The 23,203-nt window shown below is 70.8% G+C and carries 21 protein-coding genes; 16 read left to right on the top strand and 5 right to left on the bottom strand.

What is annotated here, in order from left to right; all coding sequences use genetic code 11:
* Nucleotides 1-66 precede the first annotated feature (66 nt).
* Genes ABT137_RS13190 through ABT137_RS13180 form a run of 3 tightly spaced genes read right to left on the bottom strand, consistent with a single transcriptional unit; the run spans nucleotide 67 to nucleotide 2,998 of the window.
* On the bottom strand, nucleotides 67-444 hold the full coding sequence (locus tag ABT137_RS13190) for a hypothetical protein (RefSeq protein WP_351707038.1): 378 nt from the start codon (nucleotides 442-444) through the stop codon (nucleotides 67-69).
* Nucleotides 445-497: 53 nt separating this feature from the next.
* On the bottom strand, nucleotides 498-1,469 hold the full coding sequence (locus tag ABT137_RS13185; protein WP_351707035.1) for an LLM class flavin-dependent oxidoreductase: 972 nt from the start codon (nucleotides 1,467-1,469) through the stop codon (nucleotides 498-500).
* Between the two features lie 56 nt (nucleotides 1,470-1,525).
* The gene (locus ABT137_RS13180) at nucleotides 1,526-2,998 is read right to left on the bottom strand and encodes a cytosine permease (protein WP_351707032.1); all 1,473 of its coding nucleotides are present in this window, start codon (nucleotides 2,996-2,998) and stop codon (nucleotides 1,526-1,528) included.
* 128 nt (nucleotides 2,999-3,126) lie between these two features.
* On the opposite strand from ABT137_RS13180, the gene ftsY reads away from it, so the two are divergent.
* Nucleotides 3,127-4,329: a signal recognition particle-docking protein FtsY gene (gene ftsY / locus ABT137_RS13175; protein WP_351707029.1), complete on the top strand. Its 1,203-nt coding sequence runs from the start codon at nucleotides 3,127-3,129 to the stop codon at nucleotides 4,327-4,329.
* Nucleotides 4,330-4,432: 103 nt separating this feature from the next.
* Here the strand turns inward: ftsY and ABT137_RS13170 are convergent, their stop codons facing one another.
* The gene (locus ABT137_RS13170; RefSeq protein ID WP_351707027.1) at nucleotides 4,433-5,089 is read right to left on the bottom strand and encodes a bifunctional DNA primase/polymerase; all 657 of its coding nucleotides are present in this window, start codon (nucleotides 5,087-5,089) and stop codon (nucleotides 4,433-4,435) included.
* Nucleotides 5,090-5,546: 457 nt separating this feature from the next.
* On the opposite strand from ABT137_RS13170, the gene nsdA reads away from it, so the two are divergent.
* The 6 genes from nsdA (at nucleotide 5,547) to ftsH (ending at nucleotide 15,167) form a co-directional block, all read left to right on the top strand.
* A complete protein-coding gene (gene nsdA, locus ABT137_RS13165) occupies nucleotides 5,547-7,031 on the top strand; it encodes a transcriptional repressor NsdA (RefSeq protein ID WP_351707024.1) in 1,485 nt (494 codons plus the stop codon).
* Between the two features lie 331 nt (nucleotides 7,032-7,362).
* Nucleotides 7,363-8,703: an ammonium transporter gene (locus tag ABT137_RS13160; protein ID WP_351707021.1), complete on the top strand. Its 1,341-nt coding sequence runs from the start codon at nucleotides 7,363-7,365 to the stop codon at nucleotides 8,701-8,703.
* Complete coding sequence (locus ABT137_RS13155; protein ID WP_089098508.1) at nucleotides 8,700-9,038, top strand: P-II family nitrogen regulator; 339 nt, start codon at nucleotides 8,700-8,702, stop codon at nucleotides 9,036-9,038. The genes ABT137_RS13160 and ABT137_RS13155 overlap by 4 nt, the downstream gene beginning before the upstream one ends.
* A 35-nt stretch (nucleotides 9,039-9,073) precedes the next feature.
* Entirely contained in the window at nucleotides 9,074-11,530 is a 2,457-nt protein-coding gene (locus tag ABT137_RS13150) for a [protein-PII] uridylyltransferase (RefSeq protein WP_351707017.1), read from the top strand.
* Nucleotides 11,531-11,623: 93 nt separating this feature from the next.
* Complete coding sequence (ffh, locus tag ABT137_RS13145; RefSeq protein WP_351707014.1) at nucleotides 11,624-13,174, top strand: signal recognition particle protein; 1,551 nt, start codon at nucleotides 11,624-11,626, stop codon at nucleotides 13,172-13,174.
* A 49-nt stretch (nucleotides 13,175-13,223) separates the two neighbouring features.
* The gene (gene ftsH, locus ABT137_RS13140) at nucleotides 13,224-15,167 is read left to right on the top strand and encodes an ATP-dependent zinc metalloprotease FtsH (RefSeq protein WP_351707011.1); all 1,944 of its coding nucleotides are present in this window, start codon (nucleotides 13,224-13,226) and stop codon (nucleotides 15,165-15,167) included.
* Nucleotides 15,168-15,315: 148 nt separating this feature from the next.
* Here the strand turns inward: ftsH and ABT137_RS13135 are convergent, their stop codons facing one another.
* On the bottom strand, nucleotides 15,316-16,176 hold the full coding sequence (locus tag ABT137_RS13135) for an SAM-dependent methyltransferase (protein ID WP_351707008.1): 861 nt from the start codon (nucleotides 16,174-16,176) through the stop codon (nucleotides 15,316-15,318).
* Nucleotides 16,177-16,761: 585 nt separating this feature from the next.
* On the opposite strand from ABT137_RS13135, the gene ABT137_RS13130 reads away from it, so the two are divergent.
* The 9 genes from ABT137_RS13130 (at nucleotide 16,762) to lepB (ABT137_RS13090) (ending at nucleotide 23,081) form a co-directional block, all read left to right on the top strand.
* Nucleotides 16,762-17,358, top strand: a complete 597-nt coding sequence (locus ABT137_RS13130) for a hypothetical protein (protein WP_093498845.1) — start codon at nucleotides 16,762-16,764, stop codon at nucleotides 17,356-17,358.
* A 308-nt stretch (nucleotides 17,359-17,666) separates the two neighbouring features.
* The gene (rpsP, locus tag ABT137_RS13125) at nucleotides 17,667-18,086 is read left to right on the top strand and encodes a 30S ribosomal protein S16 (protein ID WP_089098502.1); all 420 of its coding nucleotides are present in this window, start codon (nucleotides 17,667-17,669) and stop codon (nucleotides 18,084-18,086) included.
* Nucleotides 18,087-18,091: 5 nt separating this feature from the next.
* On the top strand, nucleotides 18,092-18,331 hold the full coding sequence (locus ABT137_RS13120; protein WP_005479813.1) for an RNA-binding protein: 240 nt from the start codon (nucleotides 18,092-18,094) through the stop codon (nucleotides 18,329-18,331).
* 99 nt (nucleotides 18,332-18,430) lie between these two features.
* A complete protein-coding gene (gene rimM / locus ABT137_RS13115; protein WP_351707005.1) occupies nucleotides 18,431-18,976 on the top strand; it encodes a ribosome maturation factor RimM in 546 nt (181 codons plus the stop codon).
* Nucleotides 18,973-19,806 (top strand): tRNA (guanosine(37)-N1)-methyltransferase TrmD, encoded by an 834-nt coding sequence (gene trmD, locus ABT137_RS13110; protein WP_351707002.1) that lies wholly within the window; start codon nucleotides 18,973-18,975, stop codon nucleotides 19,804-19,806. Before rimM ends, trmD begins: the two co-directional genes overlap by 4 nt.
* A 136-nt stretch (nucleotides 19,807-19,942) precedes the next feature.
* Entirely contained in the window at nucleotides 19,943-20,293 is a 351-nt protein-coding gene (gene rplS / locus ABT137_RS13105; protein WP_351323547.1) for a 50S ribosomal protein L19, read from the top strand.
* A gap of 83 nt (nucleotides 20,294-20,376) precedes the next feature.
* On the top strand, nucleotides 20,377-21,084 hold the full coding sequence (lepB, locus tag ABT137_RS13100) for a signal peptidase I (protein ID WP_351706998.1): 708 nt from the start codon (nucleotides 20,377-20,379) through the stop codon (nucleotides 21,082-21,084).
* Complete coding sequence (lepB, locus tag ABT137_RS13095; protein ID WP_351706995.1) at nucleotides 21,077-22,219, top strand: signal peptidase I; 1,143 nt, start codon at nucleotides 21,077-21,079, stop codon at nucleotides 22,217-22,219. The genes lepB (ABT137_RS13100) and lepB (ABT137_RS13095) overlap by 8 nt, the downstream gene beginning before the upstream one ends.
* Nucleotides 22,119-23,081 (top strand): signal peptidase I, encoded by a 963-nt coding sequence (lepB, locus tag ABT137_RS13090; protein ID WP_351706992.1) that lies wholly within the window; start codon nucleotides 22,119-22,121, stop codon nucleotides 23,079-23,081. The genes lepB (ABT137_RS13095) and lepB (ABT137_RS13090) overlap by 101 nt, the downstream gene beginning before the upstream one ends.
* Nucleotides 23,082-23,203: the final 122 nt, after the last annotated feature.

The following is a 23,203-nucleotide window of genomic DNA, read 5'->3' as shown; positions in this document are numbered from 1 at the left end:
CTCCTCGTATCCCTCGCCGCCCCGCCCGGTCACTGCCCGGGCGGGGCGGCGGTTCGTGTGCGGGGCTCACCAGATCAGGACGCCGCCGCCGATCTCCAGGGCCTTGCCGATGCTCTCCTCGATGATCCGCAGGCGGGTCTCGATCTGGTGCCGGTGCTCCTCGACCGTGCGTGGCCGCTCGGTGCCGTGGGCGACGTCGTCGAGGCGGGAGCGGAGCAGGGCGACCTCGCGCCGGAACTCCGGCACGTCCGCGGCCTCGACATAGAGGTCCTGGTCGGCCAGCACGGGCAGGAAGCGGGCACCCAGCGAGCGCACGAACTCCGATCCCCACACCGTCCTGCGCCAGGACTCGAAGCCACCGGACCGGTACACGTCGTCGGGCACGTCGAGGATCCGTATCCCGCCGTCCGGCTCCCGGACGAACACTTCCACCAGCAGACTCATGGGCCCAGTGGATCACCGACGGCCACGACGGGGCCAGCGGTTGTCGCCGCGGGTCAGGCGGCCAGCGCCGGAAGCACCCGCTCCCCGAACAGCCTGAGGCTCCGCCACCCCTCCTCCACCGGCATCCCGCCCGCCAGCGGGTGCAGGACCAGGTTGTCCAGTCCCGCCGTCACGCACTCCTCCGGGGTGAGGATGCGGTAGACGCCCTCCTCGCGCAGTTCCCCGACCGTGGTCGCGGCCGACCGCACCGCCGAGTGGATGTCCCCCGACTGCCAGGACGCGTACGTCCGGGCCTCGTGCAGGAAGTGCTCGCCGTACGTCGCCCACGCCCGGTCCGGGTCCTCGGCGATGTGCAGCAGCGGTGTCTCGGCCGTGGGCATCATCGTCCAGCCCTCCGTGCCGTACTCGGTGAGCCGCTCCTTGTAGTACGCCTCCAGCTCCGGCAGGTGCGCGCTCGGGAAGAACGGCAGGCCGAGGCGGGCGGCGCGGCGGGCGGCGGCCCGGGAGGAGCCGCCGACCAGGAGCAGGGGGTGGGGGTCGGTGAGCGGGCGGGGTGTGACCCGTACCGTACGGCCCCGGTACTCGAACTCCTCCCCGGTCCACGCCTTCAGCAGCGTCTCCAGCAGCTCGTCCTGCAGCCGCCCGCGCCGCTTCCACTCCACGTCGAACAGGGCGTACTCCTCGGGCCGGTAGCCGATTCCGGCCACCGTCACCAGCCGGCCCCCGCTGAGCAGGTCGAGGACCGCGATGTCCTCCGCCAGCCGGAGCGGGTCGTGCAGCGGGCCGATCACCGCCGACACGGTCACCGCGATGGTCCGGGTCGCCCCGAACACCGCGCCCGCGAAGGCGAACGGCGACGGCAGCCAGTTGTTGTCGACGCCGTGGTGCTCCTCGGTCTGCACGGTGGTGACCCCGTGCTCGTCGGCGTACGCGGCCATGTCGAGGGCCGCTCGGTACCGGGCGCCCAGCGCGGCCGGGGAGGCGCCGGGCTCGACGAGGTTGAAGCGGACGACCGAGACGGGCATGGGAGTTCCCCTTCACCTTGGCCGGGCGGGTGTGGGGGACAGTAGCTGACGGTGCGTCAGACAGCCAGGGGTGCGGGCTTCCCGGCCGTCGCCGGCACCACCGCCGGCTTCGGCAGCACCGCGTACAGCAGGCCCGAGACGGCGATCGTGGCGAACCAGCCGAGGCCGTACCGGCCGACGGGGTTGTTCGTGGCGAGCGGGCCGGTGAACCAGTCGCACGTGGTGAAGAGCAGGCCGGCCGCCAGGCCGAGCGCCCAGGCCGCGACGGCGGCGGGGGAGAAGCCCGCCCGGTACCAGTAGGCGCTGCTGCGCGTGGTGTCGAGGAGGGCCGTGGCGTCGTACTCCCGACGGCGGAGCATGTCGGCCCCGAACACCCCCACCCATGCCGAGAACGCCACCGCAAGCAGCGACAGGAAGGCGATGAAGGAGGCCATGAAGGAGGTGGCCACCAGCATCAGGACGGCCCCGAGGGCCAGGGAGATGACCGCGTTCAGGGAGACCGCCCAGGGGCGGGGGATCCGGAAGCCGAGCGTCTGCGCGGTGAAGCCCGCCGAGTACATCGACATCGCGTTGATCAGCACCATCCCGACCAGGGCGATGAGGAGGTAGGGGACCGCCAGCCAGAGGGGCAGGATCTCGCCGAGGAAGGAGACCGGGTCGGTCGCCCTGGCGAGGCCCGGGGCGACGGACGCCGTCACCGCGCCCATCAGGATCAGGGGGAGTACGACGATCCCGGCACCGCCGACCGTGTTGCGTACGATCGCCGCCGAGGACGCCGTACCGGGCAGGTACCGCGTGAAGTCCGGCGCGGCCGGCGCCCAGCTCATCCCGCCCGCCGCGATCAGCCCGGCCCCGGTGACCATCGCGGCCGCGGACCCGGCGCGCTGTCCGAACACCTCGGCCCAGTCCGTCACCGCGATCAGACGGCCGAGGACCAGCAGCGAGAAGGCGCCGAACAGCCAGGTCGCCCACCGGTTGCAGTACCGCACCGCCTTGATGCCCATGCCCGAGATCGCGAACGTGGCGATCACGAAGAGGAGGAGCGTGACGATGATCAGCGCGGTGTTGCTCCTGATCCCGAACAGGATGTCGAGGACGGTCAGCAGCGTGTAGGTGCCGGTCACCGCGTTGATCGTCTCCCAGCCCCAGCGCGCCACCCAGATCAGCGCGCCGGGGAGCAGGTTGCCGCGCTGGCCGAAGACCGCCCGGGACAGGGCCATGCCCGGTGCGCCGCCACGCTTGCCCGCGATGCCGATCAGCCCGACCAGGCCGTACGACACGATCGGCGCCGCGACGCCGACCACCAGGGACTGCCAGAAGTTCAGCCCGAACGACACCGCCAGGCTCGCGCCCACGGTCACCAGCAGAACGGTGATGTTGGCGGCGATCCAGGTCGGGAGCAGACCACGGGGTGTGCCGGTGCGCTCGGAGTCCGGGACCGGTTCGATGCCCCGGGTTTCGAGGCCGTGGTGCTCCAGCGACTCTTCGAGATGTTCGAGCGCGCCATCGTGGTGGGCGGTGGTGCTCATAGGCAGTCATCGTACGTTAACCCGGCTAATGCCCTCAAAAAGGGCATCCGGATTCGGAGGATCATCCAGAAACTCCCGCGCGAGGGAGCAAAGTCGGCCGCGGGGGAGGGATGGATACTGGACGGGTTATGGAAACCGTCATCCTTGCTGTAGTCATCGCCGTGGTCGTGCTCGGTGCGCTCGGCGGGCTCATCGTCGGCAGCCGGCGCAAGAAGTCGCTGCCCCCGCCGCCCCCCGCAGCGCCCGACATCACCGCGCCCCCGGCCGAGCCGCATGTCGGCGACGAGGCCGAGACGCCGCGCGACGAACCGCGCCGGACGATAGAGGAGGTCGACCTTCCCGACGGCTCGGCTCCCGTCGCCGTCGAAGAGCCCCCCGCGGTCGAAGCGCCCGAGATCGAGATCCCCGAGCCCACCGCCGGCCGGCTAATCCGGCTGCGAGCCCGGCTCTCCCGCTCCCAGACCGCCCTCGGCAAGGGGCTGCTCACGCTGCTCTCGCGCGAGCACCTCGACGACGAGACCTGGGAGGAGATCGAGGACACCCTGCTCACCGCCGACGTCGGCGTGCAGCCCACCACGGAGCTGGTCGACCGGCTGCGCGAGCGCGTCCGGGTGCTCGGCACCCGCACCCCCGCGGAGCTGCGCGGGCTGCTGCGCGAGGAGCTGCTCAAGCTGATCGGCACCGACGCCGACCGCGTGGTGAAGACCGAGCCCGCCGACCGCAAGCCGGGCATCGTGATGGTCGTCGGCGTCAACGGCACCGGCAAGACCACCACCACCGGCAAGCTCGCGCGCGTCCTCGTCGCCGACGGCCGTACGGTCGTGCTCGGCGCCGCCGACACCTTCCGGGCCGCCGCCGCCGACCAGCTCCAGACCTGGGGCGAGCGGGTCGGCGCCCACACCGTGCGCGGCCCCGAGGCCGGTGACCCCGCCTCCGTCGCCTTCGACGCGGTGAAGGAGGGCAAGGAGATGGGCGTCGACGTGGTGCTCATCGACACCGCCGGGCGGCTGCACACCAAGACCGGCCTCATGGACGAGCTGGGCAAGGTCAAGCGGGTCGTGGAGAAGCATGCCCCGCTGGACGAGGTGCTGCTCGTGCTGGATGCCACCACCGGCCAGAACGGCCTCGTCCAGGCCCGGGTCTTCGCCGAGGTCGTCGACATCACCGGCATCGTCCTCACCAAGCTGGACGGCACCGCCAAGGGCGGCATCGTGATCGCGGTCCAGCGCGAACTGGGCGTCCCCGTCAAGCTCATCGGCCTCGGTGAGGGCGCGGACGACCTGGCGCCGTTCGAGCCGGAGGCGTTCGTTGACGCCCTTATCGGTGACTGACCCGGGTAAATTCACCCACCCGAGATCACGGAGAAGCGCCCGATCCCCGAGATGCAGTCGGGGACGGGCGCTTCGGCGTAGGGGCCGCCCGGGACCCCTGCGGCTATGCCCGCGACCGGTGCGCCACGTAGGCCAGCGTCCCCAGCAGCAGCCTCGCCGCCGGGAGCCTGGTCGCCGAGTCCAGGGCCGGCGGGCGCAGCCAGCGCACCGGGCCCAGGCCGCCCCGGTCGGACGGCGGGGCGGTGATGTACGTACCCGTGCCGAGGCCGCGCAGGTCCAGGGAGGTCGGGTCGTCCCAGCCCATGCGGTAGAGCAGCTCGGGGAGTTCGGCGGTGGCGCCGGGGGCGACGAGGAAGTGGGCGCGGCCGTCCGGGGTGGCGGTGACCGGGCCGAGCGGGAGGCCCATGCGCTCCAGGCGGGCCAGGGCGCGGCGCCCGGCGGGTTCGGCGACCTCGATCACGTCGAACGCGTGGCCGACCGGCAGCAGCACCGCCGCGCCCGGGAACTCGCCCCAGGCCTTGGTGACCTCGTCGAGCGTGGCGCCCGCGGACACCTGGGGCGCGAAGTCCAGCGGATGCGCTCCCGGCGCGGGACAGCCGGCATGCCCGCAGGAGCACGCGCCGCCCGCGGCCCGGGCACCCGGCACCACGTCCCAGCCCCAGAGTCCGGTGAACTCGGCGACGGCGGTGCAGTCCGATGAACGACCGCGCCGGCGCGTGCCGGAGCGGATCTCGCGAATGCCGCCGATCGTGAAGCCCATGCCCCCTCCAACGGGTCCGGCGCGCCGGTGGTTACGACACGGAACGAGACGGAAACGGAACGTGACGCTACGGCTCCGCCTTCCCTCTGGCCCGCAAGGTCATGGCAGCGCTCTGAAGCTCCCCGGGTGGTGCACCTGGGGATGTGCGCCCCTGAGTGCACCGCTCCGCCTACTCCCGGCCGTCCTATGTCAAGTGAATCGCGCCAAGGGCATCGTGAGTTCATTCGAAGGGGTGGCGAATGGTGGCGTTTCCGGGATCGCCGTGGCTGGAGCAGTGATCGTAGGATTACTTTGAGTGCACGAGGCCTGGGGGCACTTGCACTCGTGGGTATGCCGGAGGCAACTCGGCATCCCGTTCGAAGGGTGAGAACTACCGGACGGGCAGCCGTATTTACCGGCATTCTGATAGGGCTTGGCGCATCCGGCATCAAGTGGTCTCAGGGATGGGGGCGTTCCAGTGGGCGGCAACGGCGGAAGCGGGGCGACCGCGACCAGCACCGACAAGCGCCCCAACGAGCTGCTCAACTCGTGGTTCGTGCGCAGCGGCTGGTCGAAGGGCGAGCTGGCGCGGCAGGTGAACCGCAGAGCACGCCAGTTGGGCGCCAACCACATCTCCACGGACACTTCCCGGGTGCGCCGCTGGCTCGACGGGGAGAACCCGCGCGAGCCGATCCCCCGGATCCTCTCCGAGCTGTTCTCCGAGCGGTTCGGCTGTGTCGTCTCGGTCGAGGACCTCGGGCTGCGGGCCGCCCGCCAGTCGCCCTCCGCGACCGGCGTCGACCTGCCCTGGACGGGCCCGCAGACGGTGGCCCTGCTCAGCGAGTTCTCGCGCAGCGACCTGATGCTGGCGCGGCGCGGCTTCCTCGGAACCTCGCTGGTGCTGTCGGCGGGCCCGTCCCTCATCGAGCCCATGCAGCGCTGGCTGGTCCCCTCGCCGGGCGGTCCGCAGCAGGCCCCCGAGCCGGCCGTCGATCCCCGCCGCCCGGGCCGCATCTCCAAGCCCGAACTGGCCCTCCTGGAGTCCACCACGGAGATGTTCCGCCAGTGGGACGCGCAGTGCGGCGGCGGCCTGCGCCGCAAGGCGGTCGTCGGCCAGCTCCACGAGGTCACCGACCTCCTCCAGGAACCCCAGCCCGAGGCCACCGCCAGCAAGCTCTTCAAGGTCGCGGCCGAACTCGCCGAGCTGGCCGGCTGGATGTCGTACGACGTCGGTCTCCAGCCCACCGCCCAGAAGTACTTCGTGCTCGCCCTGCACGCGGCCAAGGAGGCCGGCGACAAGCCGCTCGGCTCGTACATCCTCTCCAGCATGAGCCGGCAGATGATCCACCTCGGCCGGCCCGACGACGCCCTGGAGCTGATCCACCTCGCCCAGTACGGCAGCCGGGACTGCGCGAGCCCGCGCACCCAGTCGATGCTGTATGCGATGGAGGCCCGCGCCTACGCCAACATGGGCCAGCCCGGCAAGTGCAAGCGGGCGGTCCGGATGGCCGAAGACACCTTCGCCGAGGCCGACGAGTGGGACGAGCCGGACCCCGACTGGATCCGCTTCTTCTCCGAGGCCGAGCTCTACGGCGAGAACAGCCACTCCTTCCGCGACCTCGCCTATGTCGCCGGCCGCAGCCCCACCTACGCCTCGCTGGCCGAGCCGCTGATGCGGAAGGCCGTCGAGCTGTTCGCGAAGGACGCCGAGCACCAGCGGTCGTACGCGCTCAACCTCATCGGCATGGCCACCGTGCACCTGCTGCGCGGCGAACCCGAGCAGAGCACGGTTCTGGCCTCCGAGGCCATGGGCATCGCCAAGAAGGTGCGCTCCGAGCGCGTCAACACTCGTATCCGAAAGACGGTCGACTCGGCCGTCCGCGACCACGGCGACCTCGCGGCGGTCGTCGACCTCACCGAACAGCTCGCCGTCGACCTCCCGGAGACCGCCGAGGCGGTCTGAACCCCGGCGCTTCCCAGACCCCGGCCGCGGCCGGCCCTCCCGAACTGCCCGACTCGGCTCCCCCATGCCAGGTCATCGGACGGCCGACCGCGGCCGGTTCTTTTCCTCCGAGAGAAGGTTGCGCCACGATAACGATCCCACAGCGGGACATCTCGCAATTCATCCATCCGTAACACGCCAGGCGCCTTCGTCACTCCGGCGAAACAACGAGGGGCAACGACCGAAACCGCGCTGCGCCAATCTCATGGCGCATAACCGGCCCACCCCCCGCTTGACCGGACCGCTCACGCTCCGACCCGCACGGGGCCGTACAACCGACGAGGAGACGCCGATGGCACCAGCCGCCATCACGCTTGCCGCGGAGGCACCCAAGCTGTCCTCCGCGAACACAGGCTTCATGCTCATCTGCTCCGCCCTGGTGCTGCTCATGACGCCGGGTCTCGCCTTCTTCTACGGCGGCATGGTCCGCGTGAAGAGCACCCTGAACATGCTGATGATGAGCTTCGTCAGCATCGGGATCGTCACCATCCTGTGGGTGCTCTACGGCTTCTCCCTGGCCTTCGGCTCCAGCAACGGCTTCATCGGCTTCAACTCCGACTGGCTGGGCATGAGCAACGTCGGCCTGACGGAGCTGTGGGACGGCTACACGATCCCGATCTTCGTCTTCATGGTCTTCCAGATGATGTTCGCGGTCATCACCCCGGCCCTGATAAGCGGTGCCATCGCCGACCGCGTGAAGTTCTCGGCCTGGGCGCTCTTCGTCGCCCTGTGGCTGACGATCGTCTACGTCCCGGTCGCCCACTGGGTCTGGGGCGCCGACGGCTGGGCCTACAAGCTCGGCGTGATCGACTTCGCCGGTGGTACCGCGGTCCACATCAACGCCGGTGCCGGCGCCCTCGGCGTCATCCTGGTCATCGGCAAGCGCGTCGGCTTCAAGAAGGACCCGATGCGCCCGCACAGCCTCCCGCTGGTCATGCTCGGCGCCGGTCTGCTGTGGTTCGGCTGGTTCGGCTTCAACGCCGGCTCCTGGCTCGGCAACGACGACGGCGTCGGCGCGCTGATGTTCGTCAACACGCAGGTCGCCACCGCCGCCGCCATGCTCGCCTGGCTCGCCTACGAGAAGATCCGGCACGGCGCGTTCACCACCCTGGGTGCCGCCTCCGGCGCGGTCGCCGGCCTGGTCGCCATCACCCCGTCCGGTGGTGCGGTCTCCCCGCTCGGCGCGATCGCCGTCGGCGCCATCGCCGGTGTCGCCTGCGCCGCGGCCGTCGGCCTGAAGTTCAAGTTCGGTTACGACGACTCCCTCGACGTGGTCGGCGTCCACATGGTCGGCGGCATCATCGGCTCGCTGCTCATCGGCTTCTTCGCCACCGGCAAGGGCCAGTCCGCCGCGACCGGCGTCTTCTACGGCGACCACTCCTTCACCCAGCTGTGGAAGCAGTTCGCCGGTGTCGGCGCGGTCCTCGGCTACTCCCTGGTCGCCTCTGCGGTCCTCGCCTTCCTCCTCGACAAGACCCTCGGCATGCGGGTCAGCGAGGACGAGGAGGTCTCCGGCATCGACCAGGCCGAGCACGCCGAGACTGCATACGACTTCAGCGGCACGGGCGGCGGTGTCATCGGCTCCGTCTCCGCCGCGGCCCTGGCCGGGACGAGCAAGAAGGTGGACGCATGAAGCTCATCACCGCCGTCGTGAAGCCCCACCGGCTCGACGAGATCAAGGAGGCCCTGCAGGCCTTCGGTGTCCACGGGCTCACGGTCACCGAGGCCAGCGGCTACGGTCGGCAGCGCGGCCACACCGAGGTCTACCGTGGTGCTGAGTACACGGTCGACCTGGTGCCCAAGATCCGCATCGAGGTGCTGGCCGAGGACGAGGACGCCGAACAGCTCATCGACGTCGTCGTCAAGGCCGCCCGCACCGGCAAGATCGGTGACGGCAAGGTCTGGTCCGTCCCGGTCGAGACCGCCGTACGGGTCCGCACGGGTGAGCGCGGCCCGGACGCACTGTAGAACAGAACCATCTGAATACAGGCAGGAGTCGCTGGGTGACGGGCACGGAAGTTCGGAACGACGCAGAGAACACGGGACCCAGCGGCTACGCGGCGGCCCGGCTGCGCCTCCTCACCGAGGGGGCGCGGTCCGGGCCGTCGCGCCGTACCGCCCTCGCCGAACTCACGGACGACTGGCTGACCGGCCTGTTCGCGGCGGCCACCGAGGGCATCAAGGGCGGCGTCTCCCTGGTCGCCGTCGGCGGCTACGGGCGCGGCGAGCTCTCCCCGCGCAGCGACCTGGACCTCCTGCTGCTGCACGACGGCGGCGCCCTGGGTGCGGTGGCCGCCGTCGCCGACCGGCTCTGGTACCCCGTCTGGGACCTGGGCCTGGCCCTCGACCACTCCGTGCGCACGCCCGCCGAGGCCCGCAAGACCGCCGGCGACGACCTCAAGGTCCAGCTGGGCCTCCTGGACGCCCGGCACATCGCCGGCGACCTGGGCCTGACCACCGGACTGCGCACCGCGATCCTCGCCGACTGGCGCAACCAGGCGCCCAAACGCCTCCCCGAACTCCAGGAGCTCTGCGCCGAGCGTGCCGAACGCCACGGCGAGCTGCAGTACCTCCTGGAACCGGACCTGAAGGAGGCCCGCGGCGGGCTGCGGGACGCCACCACGCTGCGTGCCGTCGCCGCCTCCTGGCTGGCCGACGCCCCGCGGGAGGGCCTCGCCGACGCCCGCAGGCGCCTCCTCGACGTCCGTGACGCCCTGCACCTGACGACAGGCCGCGCCACCGACCGCCTCGCGCTCCAGGAGCAGGACCAGGTCGCCGCCGAACTGGACCTCCTCGACGCCGACACCCTGCTGCGCCAGGTCTACGAGTCCGCGCGCGTCATCTCGTACGCCAGTGACGTCACCTGGCGTGAAGTGGGACGGGTGCTGCGCTCGCGCGCCGTCCGGCCCCGGCTGCGCGCCATGCTGGGCGGCGGCAAGCCGGTCACCGAGCGTTCCCCGCTCGCCGAGGGCGTGGTGGAGCAGGACGGCGAGGTGGTGCTCGCCCGCGCCGCACGCCCCGAACGCGACCCCGTGCTCCCGCTGCGCGCCGCGGCCGCCGCCGCCCAGGCCGGCCTCCCGCTCTCCCTGCACGCCGTACGGCGCATGGCAGCCACCACGCGCCCCCTGCCCACGCCCTGGCCCGCCGAGGCCCGCGAGCAGCTGGTCACCCTGCTCGGCTCCGGCCGCCCCACCGTCGAGGTCTGGGAGGCGCTGGAGGCCGAGGGCCTGATCACCCGCCTGCTGCCCGACTGGGAGCGGGTCCGGTGCCGCCCGCAGCGCAACGCCGTGCATGTCTGGACCGTCGACCGGCACCTCATCGAGACCGCCGTCCGCGCCTCCGAGTTCACCCGCCGTGTCCACCGCCCCGACCTGCTCCTGGTCGCCGCCCTCCTGCACGACATCGGCAAGGGCTGGCCCGGCGACCACTCGGTGGCCGGCGAGATCATCGTCAAGGACGTGGCGGCCAGGATCGGCTTCGACCGCGCCGAAGTGGCGGTCCTGTCGACGCTCGTACTGCACCACCTGCTGCTCATCGAGACCGCCACCCGGCGCGACCTGGACGACCCGGCCACGGTCCGCCTGGTCGCCGACGCGGTCGGCACCCAGGGCACCCTGGAGCTGCTGCACGCCCTCACCGAGGCCGACGCGCTGGCCACCGGCCCGGCGGCCTGGTCCTCCTGGCGCGGCTCGCTCGTCGCCGACCTGGTGAAGCGGGTCTCCGCCGTCCTCGCCGGGGACACCGTCGACGAGCCCGAGCCGGGCGCGCCCACGGCCGAGCAGGAGCGGCTGGCCATCGAGGCCTTCCGCACCGGCGCCCCGGTCCTCTCCCTGCGCGCCCAGACCGAGCCGGCGGCCACGGACGAGGAGCACGCCGGCGACCCCGAACCGCTCGGCGTCGAGCTGCTCATCGCCGTACCGGACCAGCCGGGCGTGCTCCCGGCCGTCGCCGGCGTGCTGGCCGTGCACCGCCTGGCGGTCCGCACCGCCGAGTTGCGCTCTCTCCGGCTCCCGGACGACGTCGACGAGGGCACGGTCCTGCTGCTCGACTGGCGGGTCGCGGCCGAGTACGGCTCCCTGCCGCAGGCCGCCCGCCTGCGGGCCGATCTCGTGCGGGCGCTGGACGGCTCGCTCGACATCGCCGGGCGCCTCGCGGAGCGGGACGCGGCCTACCCGAGGCGCCGGGGCTGGGTGGCCCCGCCGCCGCGCGTCACGGTGGCCTCCGCGGCCTCCCGGCACGCCACGGTGTTCGAGGTACGGGCCCAGGACGCACCGGGCCTGCTGTTCCGGATCGGGCGGGCGCTGGAGGACGCCGAGGTGCGGGTGCGCAGCGCGCACGTCAGCACGCTCGGCTCCAACGCCGTCGACGCCTTCTACGTGACCGGCACCGACCACGCGCCGCTGCCTGCGGAGGAGGCGGCCTCCGTGGCCCGCAAGCTGGAGGAGACACTGAGGGGCTGATCGCACGGGCGTGCAAGGCGGGAACCACTTCCTTGCGCGGCCGGATACCCTGGAAGACGCTCACTGCCCCCGACTCCGAGGACCGACGCCGCCGTGTTCGACACTCTCTCCGATCGCCTTTCAGCGACCTTCAAGAATCTGCGCGGCAAAGGGCGTCTGAGCGAAGCCGACATCGACGCCACGGCGCGCGAGATCCGCATCGCGCTCCTCGAAGCCGACGTGGCCCTCCCGGTCGTCCGCACGTTCATCAAGAACGTCAAGGAGCGCTCGCTCGGCGCCGAGGTCTCCAAGGCGCTCAACCCGGCCCAGCAGGTCCTGAAGATCGTCAACGACGAGCTGGTCACGATCCTCGGTGGCGAGACGCGCCGGCTGCGGTTCGCCAAGCAGCCGCCCACGGTGATCATGCTGGCCGGTCTCCAGGGTGCCGGTAAGACCACCCTCGCGGGCAAGCTCGCCCACTGGCTCAAGGAGCAGGGCCACTCCCCGCTGCTTGTCGCCGCCGACCTGCAGCGCCCCAACGCCGTCAACCAGCTGAGCGTGGTCGCCGAGCGCGCCGGTGCCGCCGTCTACGCGCCCGAGCCGGGCAACGGCGTCGGCGACCCGGTCAAGGTCGCCAAGGACTCCATCGAGTTCGCCAAGCAGAAGGTCCACGACATCGTGATCGTGGACACCGCCGGCCGCCTCGGCATCGACCAGGAGCTGATGCAGCAGGCCGCCGACATCCGGGACGCGGTCAGCCCCGACGAGATCCTCTTCGTCGTCGACGCCATGATCGGCCAGGACGCCGTCACCACCGCCGAGGCCTTCCGCGACGGCGTCGGCTTCGACGGTGTCGTGCTCTCCAAGCTCGACGGTGACGCCCGCGGTGGTGCCGCGCTCTCCATCCGCCAGGTCACCGGCAAGCCGATCATGTTCGCGTCGAACGGTGAGAAGCTCGACGACTTCGACGCCTTCCACCCGGACCGGATGGCCTCGCGCATCCTCGACATGGGTGACCTGCTCACCCTCATCGAGCAGGCGGAGAAGACGTTCAGCCAGGAAGAGGCCCAGAAGATGGCCTCCAAGCTGGCGTCGAAGAAGGGCCAGGACTTCACCCTGGACGACTTCCTGGCCCAGATGGAACAGGTCAGGAAGATGGGCAGCATCAGCAAGCTGCTCGGGATGCTGCCCGGCATGGGCCAGATCAAGGACCAGATCAACAACCTGGACGAGCGGGACGTCGACCGTACCGCCGCGATCATCAAGTCGATGACCCCGGGCGAGCGCCAGGACCCGAACATCATCAACGGCTCCCGTCGCGCCCGCATCGCCAAGGGTTCCGGTGTCGAGGTCAGCGCGGTGAAGGGGCTCGTCGAGCGGTTCTTCGAGGCCCGCAAGATGATGTCCCGCATGGCCCAGGGCGGCGGCATGCCGGGTATGCCGGGCATCCCGGGCATGGGCGGCGGCCCCGGCCGTACCAAGAAGCAGCCGAAGCAGGCCAAGGGCAAGCAGCGTTCCGGCAACCCGATGAAGCGCAAGCAGCAGGAGCTGGAGGAGGCCCAGCGCCGCGAGGCCGCCGCGCAGGGCGGGAACGCCTTCGGGCTGCCGCAGCAGGGCGCCGAGGACTTCGAGTTGCCGGACGAGTTCAAGAAGTTCATGGGCTGAGTTCACCTGTGCGGGTGCCAGGGGTTGGTCCGTGTCGTACGGTCCGCATATGACCAACCCCGCGCCGCCGCGCAAGTCACCCGACCAGCCCTGGCGTACCGAGGGCGCTCCCGAGGAGCCGCCCAAGCCGCCGAACGGCGGGCGGCGGATGCACGGCGGCTGGTGGCGGCTGATCGTCACCGCACTGGTCGTGTATCTGCTGGCCAACCTGGTGCTGTCGTACTTCGACCAGGCGAACGAGCCGACGGTCTCGTACACCGAGTTCACCAAGCAGGTGGACGCGGGCAACGTCGAGAAGATCTACGCCAAGGGCGACTCGATCCAGGGTCAGCTGAAGAAGGAACAGAAGAACCCCGAGGGCGGCGCGAACTACACCAAGTTCAACACCGAGCGGCCGTCGTTCGCCGGTGACGACCTCTGGACCAGCCTGACCAAGCACAACGTGACGGTCACCGCCGAACCGGTCGTCCAGCACCGCAGCTTTCTCGCCAATCTGCTGATCTCACTGGCGCCGATCATCCTGCTGGTCGCGGTGTGGGTCTTCATCGCCCGCCGGATGAGCGCGGGGCTCGGCGGCGCGGGCGGCATGCTGGGCCGCAAGACGCCGCCCAAGCCGGTCGAACTGGAGCCCGGACAGCAGCGGACCACCTTCGAGGACGTGGCCGGCATCGACGAGGTCGAGGGCGAGCTCAACGACGTCGTCGACTTCCTCAAGAACCCCGACGCCTACCGCAGGATGGGCGCCAAGATGCCGCGGGGCGTGCTCCTCGCCGGCCCGCCCGGCACCGGCAAGACGCTGCTCGCGCGGGCCGTCGCCGGCGAGGCGGGCGTGCCGTTCTTCTCGGCCTCCGCCTCCGAGTTCATCGAGATGATCGTCGGCGTCGGCGCCTCCCGGGTGCGCGAACTGTTCGCGGAGGCCCGCAAGGTCGCCCCCTCCATCATCTTCATCGACGAGATCGACACCATCGGCCGGGCCCGCGGCGGCGGCGCCTCCATGGGCGGCCACGACGAGCGCGAGCAGACCCTCAACCAGATCCTCACCGAGATGGACGGCTTCTCCGGCTCCGAGGGCGTCATCGTCATCGCGGCCACCAACCGCGCCGACATCCTCGACCCCGCGCTCACCCGCCCCGGCCGCTTCGACCGGGTCGTCCAGGTCTCGCCCCCGGACCGCACCGGCCGCGAGGCCATCCTGGAGATCCACACCCGGCAGATCCCGCTCGCCGAGGGCGTCGACCTCGCCCAGGTCGCCCGTACGACCCCGGGCATGACCGGCGCCGAACTGGCCAACCTCGCCAACGAGGCCGCCCTCCTCGCCGTCAAGCGCAAGCAGGACCAGGTCACCCAGTCCGACCTCTCGGAGGCCCTGGAGAAGGTCCAGCTCGGTGCCGAACGGCCGCTGGTGATGCCCGAGGAGGAGCGGCGCAGGACCGCCTACCACGAGAGCGGGCACGCCCTGCTCGGCATGCTCCAGCCCGGCGCCGACCCGGTCCGCAAGATCACCATCGTGCCGCGCGGCCGCGCCCTCGGCGTCACGCTGTCGACACCCGACGCCGACAAGTACGCGTACACCGAGGAGTACCTGCGCGGCCGGATCATCGGCGCCCTCGGCGGGATGGCCGCCGAGCAGGTCGTCTACGACGTGATCACCACCGGCTCCGAGAGCGACCTGGAACAGGTCACCAACATCGCGCGCGGGATGGTCTCCCGCTGGGGCATGAGCGAGGAGGTCGGCCGCCTCTCCGCCCTCCCCAGCGACGCCCAGCAGGCCTACGGCCTCGCCGCCGCACCCCAGACCCTCGACGTGATCGACACCGAGATGCGCCGCATCGTCGACGAGTGCTACGACGAGGCCCGCCGCAAACTCCAGGACCACCGGGGCCAGTTGGACGCCCTGGCCCAGGCACTCCTGGAGAACGAGACCCTGGAGGAGGCCGACGCGTACCGCATCGCGGGGATCACGAGACTGACCAAGGACCTGGACGAGGCCTGACCGCCTCGAATCCGCCCCCGCATCTGAACGCACCGAGCCTTGGCGCCCCGTAAGGGGCGCCGGGGGTACCCCCGGCCGAAGGCTGGGGGAGGAACTGCGCGACCAGCCTCAACGGCGCCGCATCCGAACCGTCGGTCGAGACCCGGCGTCAGCGCACCCGGGCGATCAGGTACCGGAAGACATTGGGCATCCACACCGTGCCGTCCGCACGCTGGTGCGGATGAAGCGCCTCGGCCAGCTCCTTGCCGACCTGCTCCTCGTCGGCCGCCGCGATCCCCGCGTCGAACAGCCCGGTCGACAGCAGCCCCCGCACCGCGCTGTCCGCGTCGGCGTACCCGAACGCGCAGGAGACCCGCCCGGACCCGTCGATCCGCAGACCGGCCCGCTGGGCGACCTCCTCCAGATCGTCCCGGCGCGCCGGGCGCCAACTCCCCGCGCTCCGCAAAGGATCGGCCAATTTCGCCGCGACCCGCAGCACGGACGAGGTCGCGCAGCGCTCCGGCGGACCCCAGCCGGCCAGCACCACGGCCGCCCCGTGCTCCGCCAGGGGAATCGCCTCCGCCATCAGGTCACCGAGCCGCTCGGCGTCGCCGGCCAGACAGCCGATCGGGTCGAAGACGGTGATCAGGTTGTACGCCGGTGCCTGCGCGTCCGCCGCGTCCCGGGGCGTGCCCTCGACGATCCGGGCGGCACGGCCACGCGCGCGTGCGCCCAGGGCCGGGTCGGGCAGCAGGCGCTCACGGGCGAGGGCGAGCCGTTCGGGGGAGGAGTCGACTCCGGTGACCGCGGCCCCTCTGGTCGCCGCCATCAGCAGGGCGAGACCGGAACCGCAGCGCAGGCCGAGCAGCCGGGTGGCGGGGCCCACTTCGAGTCGCTCGTGGACGGTCTCGTAGAGCGGTACCAGCATCCGCTCCTGGATCTCGGACCAGTCACGCGCGCGTGCGCCCAGGTTCACACGGGGTGGTGAGTCCGCGTGAGAAAGGTGGTGCCGCACGAGCGTAGGTGTCATAGGTAAGCGCCCCAATCCGCCGAGAGTTACGCACTGACCGATTCCGTGGCCCCCGTGCCGTGCGCTCGCACTTCCCACCTATGCCACATAACTCCGGGCTCGCGATGGCGTCCAGAGGTCGCGGGTCACCGCTTGTACGTGGGCTGTGACTGTGGCGAGATTTCACATCCCGGCAACTTGGGGCTCTACCATCGGACCCACGACACGGCGGTTCTGGCCATGGTCGGCCGACACGGTGACCGTACGGACTCCGGCCGCCGGAGACGGGCCGGTGCCGGATGACGACGGGCTGCGGGTAACACCGGGACCGCCGCGGACGCTGACGGGGGTGGGGCCCCGGCCACGAGAGCGACCGAAACGTCTCTTGCGCAACGCCGACCTCCGTCGCCCAGGCGTCCGGGCCGAGGGTACGTGGCGGGTCGTACGTCAGACTACGCACCGGCTTGGTACGAGCTGTGAGGCTTCTCCGCAGATCAGCGCACCCGTGCTCGTCTCCACGCATCAGCGGCAACTGACGGGTACGTGCAAATTATTTGGGATGCCCCGGAATAGGAACACAGGGGCCCTCCCGCTCGTTCTCATTACGTGAGCACGACACAGACACCACCTGTTCTCGCCGCAGAGCTGGCAGAGGCGTGGGCCGACATTCAGCGGTACCACCCCGAGCTGCCGGACCTTGCCGCGCCAGAGTCCCTGATCGGGGAGTCATCGTCCGCGTGCGGTCACGAGCTCTCCTTCGAACGGCTGCTCCATGAGGCAGTCCACGGCATCGCCGCCTCCCGGGGAGTCCGCGACACCTCCCGGGCCGGCCGCTACCACAACCGCCGATTCCTCGCGATCGCCGAGGAGCTGGGCCTGGACCACCCCGACGAGCCGCATCCCAGCAGCGGCTTCTCGCTGGTCACGCTCAACCCCGAGGCGAAGCGACGCTACCGCCCGACCATCGAGAGACTGCAGCGCGCTCTCAAGGCGCACACGGTGGCCACGTCCGCCGACACCTCCCGCACCTTCCGCGGCCCGGCCGCCCGCCACGGCTCCTCCGGCGGTGGCGTCCGCGTCAAGGCGGTGTGCGACTGCGGTCGCAACGTCCGGGTGGTCCCGTCGGTCCTGGCCCAGGCCCCCATCGTCTGCGGCGGCTGCGGCAAGCCGTTCCGCATTCCGGAGGTCGTGGGGGCGGCATAGGGGACGGCTGCTCGTGGCAGCCGTGGCCATTGCTCGTCGCCACACCCCCGGCCCCGACGGCGCCGGTCAGCGCACCCGACGTGACCTCACCTCCACGCCGGGTGCCTCTCCGGCATGCCCCCGCACCTCGGCCCGACCGTCGGCCAAAAGCGACCCGCAGGGTATGGCACAATGGCTAGCTGTACTCGACAGCCGCACAGGACCCCTCTCTCCTCCGGCTGACGCGTCCATCGGGCACTCGGGTACCGCAACCCCACGCGGCAGTCTCGCCGTGCCCAACCACGTCAAAACCAGGAGAACCCACTCCCGTGGCAGTCAAGATCAAGCTGAAGCGTCTGGGCAAGATCCGTTCGCCTCACTACCGCATCGTCATCGCCGACTCCCGCACCCGCCGTGACGGCCGTGCGATCGAGGAGATCGGCAAGTACCACCCGACCTACAACCCGTCGGTCATCGAGGTGGACGCCGACCGCGTGGCGTACTGGCTCGGCGTCGGCGCCCAGCCGACCGAGCCCGTGCTCGCCATCCTGAAGAAGACCGGCGACTGGCAGAAGTTCAAGGGCGAGCCCGCCCCTGCGCCGCTGCTCGTGGCCGCTCCGAAGGCCACGCGTCCGTCGTTCGAGGCGCTCGGCGGTGACGACGAGGGCAAGGGTGAGGCGATCACCCAGAAGAAGAAGGCTGAGAAGAAGGACGAGGCCGCGGCTGAGTCCGAGTCGACCGAGGCCTGAGCAGCATGCTCGAAGAGGCGCTTGAGCACCTCGTGAAGGGCATCGTCGACAACCCTGACGATGTGCAGGTCGCCTCGCGCGACCTGCGCCGCGGGCGCGTGCTGGAGGTCAGGGTGCACCCCGACGACCTCGGCAAGGTGATCGGCCGCAACGGCCGCACCGCGCGTGCCCTGCGCACCGTCGTGGGCGCCATCGGCGGTCGCGGAGTCCGCGTCGACCTCGTCGACGTCGACCACGTCCGCTGACGCTTATCGCAACCGGCTCGGGCCGGGGAGGGCCACTGGCCGTCCCCGGCCCGAGCCGTATGAGCAGGTCGAGCAGGAGATGACAGGAGAACAGGCACAGTGCAGCTCGTAGTCGCACGGATCGGCCGCGCCCACGGCATCAAGGGCGAGGTCACCGTGGAGGTACGTACCGACGAACCGGAGCTCAGGCTCGGGCCGGGCGCCGTACTCGCCACCGATCCCGCCGGCGTGGGACCGCTCACCATCGAGACCGGCCGCGTGCACAGCGGCCGCCTGCTCCTGCGCTTCGAGGGCGTCAAGGACCGCACCGGCGCCGAGGCCCTGCGCAACACCCTCCTGATCGCCGAGATCGACCCGGAGGAGCTGCCCGAGGGCGAGGACGAGTACTACGACCACCAGCTCGTCGACCTGGACGTGGTCACCGAGGACGGCACCGAGGTCGGCCGGATCACCGAGATCTCGCACCTGCCCTCCCAGGACCTCTTCATCGTGGAGCGGCCCGACGGCAGCGAGGTCATGATCCCGTTCGTGGCGGAGATCGTCACCGAGATCGACCTGGAGGAGCAGCGGGCCGTCATCGCGCCGCCGCCCGGCCTGATCGACGACCGGGCGGAGATCGACTCGTCCAGGGACGACGACGCATGAGGCTCGACGTCGTCACGATCTTTCCCGAGTACCTGGAACCGCTGAACGTCTCGCTGGTCGGCAAGGCACGCGCGCGTGGGCAGCTCGGCGTCCAGGTGCACGACCTGCGCGCCTGGACGTACGACCGGCACAACACGGTCGACGACACGCCCTACGGCGGCGGCCCCGGCATGGTCATGAAGACCGAGCCCTGGGGCGACGCCCTCGACACCGTCCTCGCCGACGGCTACGAGACCGGCTCGCACGCCCCCGCGCTGATCGTCCCCACCCCGAGCGGTCGTCCCTTCACCCAGGAACTCGCCGTGGAGCTCTCCGAGCGCCCCTGGCTGATCTTCACGCCGGCCCGCTACGAGGGCATCGACCGGCGGGTCATGGACGAGTACGTCACCCGGATGCCGGTCTACGAGGTGTCCATCGGCGACTACGTCCTCGCCGGCGGCGAGGCGGCCGTACTGGTGATCACGGAGGCCGTGGCGCGGCTGCTGCCCGGCGTCCTCGGGAACGCCGAGTCGCACCGCGACGACTCCTTCGCGCCCGGCGCCATGGCGAACCTGCTGGAGGGCCCCGTCTACACCAAGCCGCCCGTCTGGCGCGGCCGGGACATCCCCGAGGTGCTGCTCAGCGGCCACCACGGCAAGATCGCCCGCTGGCGCCGCGACGAGGCCCTGAAGCGGACCACCGCCCACCGGCCCGACCTGATCGAGCGCTGCGACCCCAAGGCCTTCGACAAGAAGGACCGGGAGATGCTCTCCATCCTGGGCTGGGCCCCGGACCCGGAGGGCGTACCCCACGGCCGATTTTGGCGCAGGCCGGAGGGCGTGGAAGAATAGGCCGCTGTTGTGCGTCCGTCCGGCGTGCGCCCCTGCCACAGGGGGACACGACGTCCGCCCCGACCCGCACGGCAGACCCCATGGAACACCTAGTTTCCGTTGATGACCTGTGGCATCAGCGAGGAAAGCAGACGAAATGTCTCACCTGCTCGACACCGTCGACTCCGCGTCGCTGCGCAGCGACGTCCCGGCCTTCCGCCCGGGTGACACCGTCAACGTCCACGTCCGCGTCATCGAGGGCAACCGCTCCCGTGTGCAGCAGTTCAAGGGCGTTGTGATCCGCCGTCAGGGCAGCGGTGTCCGCGAGACCTTCACGGTCCGCAAGGTCTCCTTCTCCGTCGGCGTCGAGCGCACCTTCCCGGTGCACACCCCGATCGTCGAGAAGATCGAGCTCGTCACCCGCGGTGACGTGCGTCGCGCCAAGCTGTACTACCTGCGCGACCTGCGCGGCAAGGCCGCGAAGATCAAGGAGAAGCGCGACAACTGATGTCGCGTGCCGGCCCCCGGAAGCCGTAGGCGAACGAGCCGGTAAGAGGGAGTCTCATCGACGCCGGATAGCATCTGGCCCCGATGGACACCGAAGCACAGCACACGGAGCGCGACCGCTCCTCCCGCCCCGAACCAGAGGCCGCGGAGGACCGGTCGCGTTTCGCGTTGGTGGCGCGGGCCACCGAGCGGGTCACCGACTGGCTGCCGGGCGGCTGGATCACCCTCACCCTCTTCGCCTGCCTGGCGTTTTTGCTCGTCCTCAACACTTTCGTGGCGCAACCATTCCAGATTCCCAGCGGATCCATGGAACAGGGATTGAGGATCGGGGACCGCGTTCTCGTAAATAAGTTGGCGTACCGTTTCGGTGCCGGGCCGCGCCGGGGAGATGTCGTGGTGTTCGACGGCTCCGGGTACTTCGGGGACGCCGACTACATCAAACGTGTCGTCGGTGTGGGAGGAGACCACGTGGTCTGCTGCGACAAGAAGGGGAGGATCGAAGTGAACGGCCGGTCGGTCGACGAGACCTCGTTCCTCTATCCCGGGGACACCCCCTCCACCGTGCCCTTCAACGTCGACGTCCCCGACGGCACGCTCTTCGTTCTCGGCGACCACCGCGGCGACTCCAGCGACTCCCGCGACCACCTCGGCTCGCCCGGCGGCGGCATGATCCCCGTCAGCAGGGTCATCGGCCGGGCCGACTGGATCGTCTGGCCGTACGCCCACTGGACCCGCCTCGCCCGTCCCGCCGCCTACGCGCGCGTGCCGGCCGCCGGAGCGTCCCATGGGTAACCGGGGTCGGCCGCGCGGCGTGCCGGTCGACGCCGCCGCCAACCTGCTGCCCACCGGCGCCCGGCGCGCCTCCGGCCCGTCCGGCGGCCGGTCCCGCGCGGAGCGGCGCAAGCTGCAGCGCAAGGTCAAGCGAAAGCGCCGGCGCGGTGCGGTGCGGGAGATACCGCTGCTGGTCGGCGTGGCCGTCCTGATAGCCCTCGTACTGAAGACGTTCCTCGTCCAGGCCTTCGTGATCCCGTCGGGCTCCATGGAACAGACGATCCGGATCGGCGACCGCGTCCTGGTGGACAAGTTCACCCCCTGGTTCGGGTGGCAGCCGCACCGCGGGGACGTCGTCGTCTTCCACGACCCGGGCGGCTGGCTGGCGGACGAGCAGACCACCAAGGCGAACGACCCGGTCGGGGTCAAGCAGGTCAAGGAAGGGCTGACCTTCATCGGCCTGCTGCCCTCCGCCAACGAGAAGGACCTCATCAAGCGGGTCATCGGAGTCGGCGGTGACCACGTCAAGTGCTGTGACGCACAGGGCCGGGTGACCGTCAACGGCGTACCGCTGACCGAGGGCGACTACCTGTATCCAGGGAACGTCCCCTCCGCTCAGCCGTTCGACATCACCGTGCCGAAGGGGCGGCTGTGGGTGATGGGCGACCACCGCGGCAACTCCGCCGACTCCCGCGCGCACCAGGACACCGACTACGGCGGCACGGTGGCCGTGACCTCGGTGGTGGGCCGTGCCATGATGATCGGATGGCCCATCGGCCACTGGACCAAGCTCGACGAACCTAAAACCTTCGCAAGCGTTTCTGACTCCGGGTCGGGGTCGACCGCGGCTCCCCGGGTGTCGCATAGGGTTGCCTCCGACGATCCGAACGGATACATCCAACTCCCGACCCCTGCGGAACTCCCGCTCGTTATGGGAGTGGTGGGCTTGCGCCGGGGATGGCGCAGGCGGCGGCACGGAGTAAGGAGTTGGCGTGGGGGATGTGGCGGTTGGCGCACGGTCGGGACACGACGGCGAGGAGCACAGCGGGCGCCCCGTGGAGAATGTCCCCCCCGCAGACGGCGCCTCGACCTCCGGGAACGGCACCGGGCCTGGCGGGGACGGCACCCCGGCAGACGGTCCGTACTCCGGCGGTGACGGCGGGGGCACGGACGGGGACCCGGGTGAATCGACGGCGCCCGCACCGAAGAAACCACGCTCCTTCTGGAAGGAGCTGCCGATCCTGGTCGTCATCGCCCTGGTGTTGGCACTGCTGATCAAGACGTTCCTGGTGCAGGCGTTCTCGATCCCGTCGGACTCGATGCAGAACACCCTCCAGCAGGGTGACCGCGTCCTGGTCGACAAGCTCACCCCGTGGTTCGGCTCCAAGCCGGACCGTGGCGAGGTCGTGGTCTTCCACGACCCGGACGACTGGCTGGCGGGCGAGCCCACCGCCCAGCCGAACGCGATCCAGACCTTCCTCAGCTGGATCGGCCTGATGCCGTCCGCCGAGGAGCGGGACCTGATCAAGCGGGTCATCGGCGTCGGTGGCGACACCGTCTCCTGCAAGGGCAGCGGCCCGCTCATGGTCAACGGCCATGCGCTGAACGAGCCTTATGTCTACCCGGGCAACACCCCTTGCAGCGTCGACGACCAGGGCGGCCAGTTCACGGTGCACGTGCCCCAGGGCTACATCTGGGTGATGGGCGACCACCGCCAGAACTCCCGTGACTCCCGCTACAACCAGTCCGACAAGCACCACGGCATGGTCCCGGTGAAGGACGTCGTCGGCCGTGCCATCGTCAAGGCCTGGCCGATCAACCGCTGGGGCACGCTGCCGATCCCGGACACCTTCGACCAGAGCGGCCTCAACACGCAGTCGTCCGCCGCGGCCTCCCTCACGGTCGCGCCGGAGGGCGTGGCCGTCGCCGCCGTCCTCCCGGTTGCGGTGTGGCGCCGCCGTCGGGGCGAGCGGATCGAGCAGAAGTTCGACAAGCGCGTGGCCGCGGGCAAGCGCTGACCGCGTGGAGCGCGACGTGACCGGCTCCCGCATGCCTCTGCTGACCGACGCATGTGAAGCCCTTGGGGAGCTTGTGACCAGGGGCGCCGAAGAAGGGCTGCCCCTGCCCGGTACCGCCGGGT

The organism is Streptomyces sp. NPDC001980 (assembly GCF_040296885.1).
Lineage (GTDB): Bacteria > Actinomycetota > Actinomycetes > Streptomycetales > Streptomycetaceae > Streptomyces.
The sequence above is the reverse complement of the archived record's forward strand: the minus strand, read 5'-3'. Positions and strand labels throughout refer to the sequence as shown.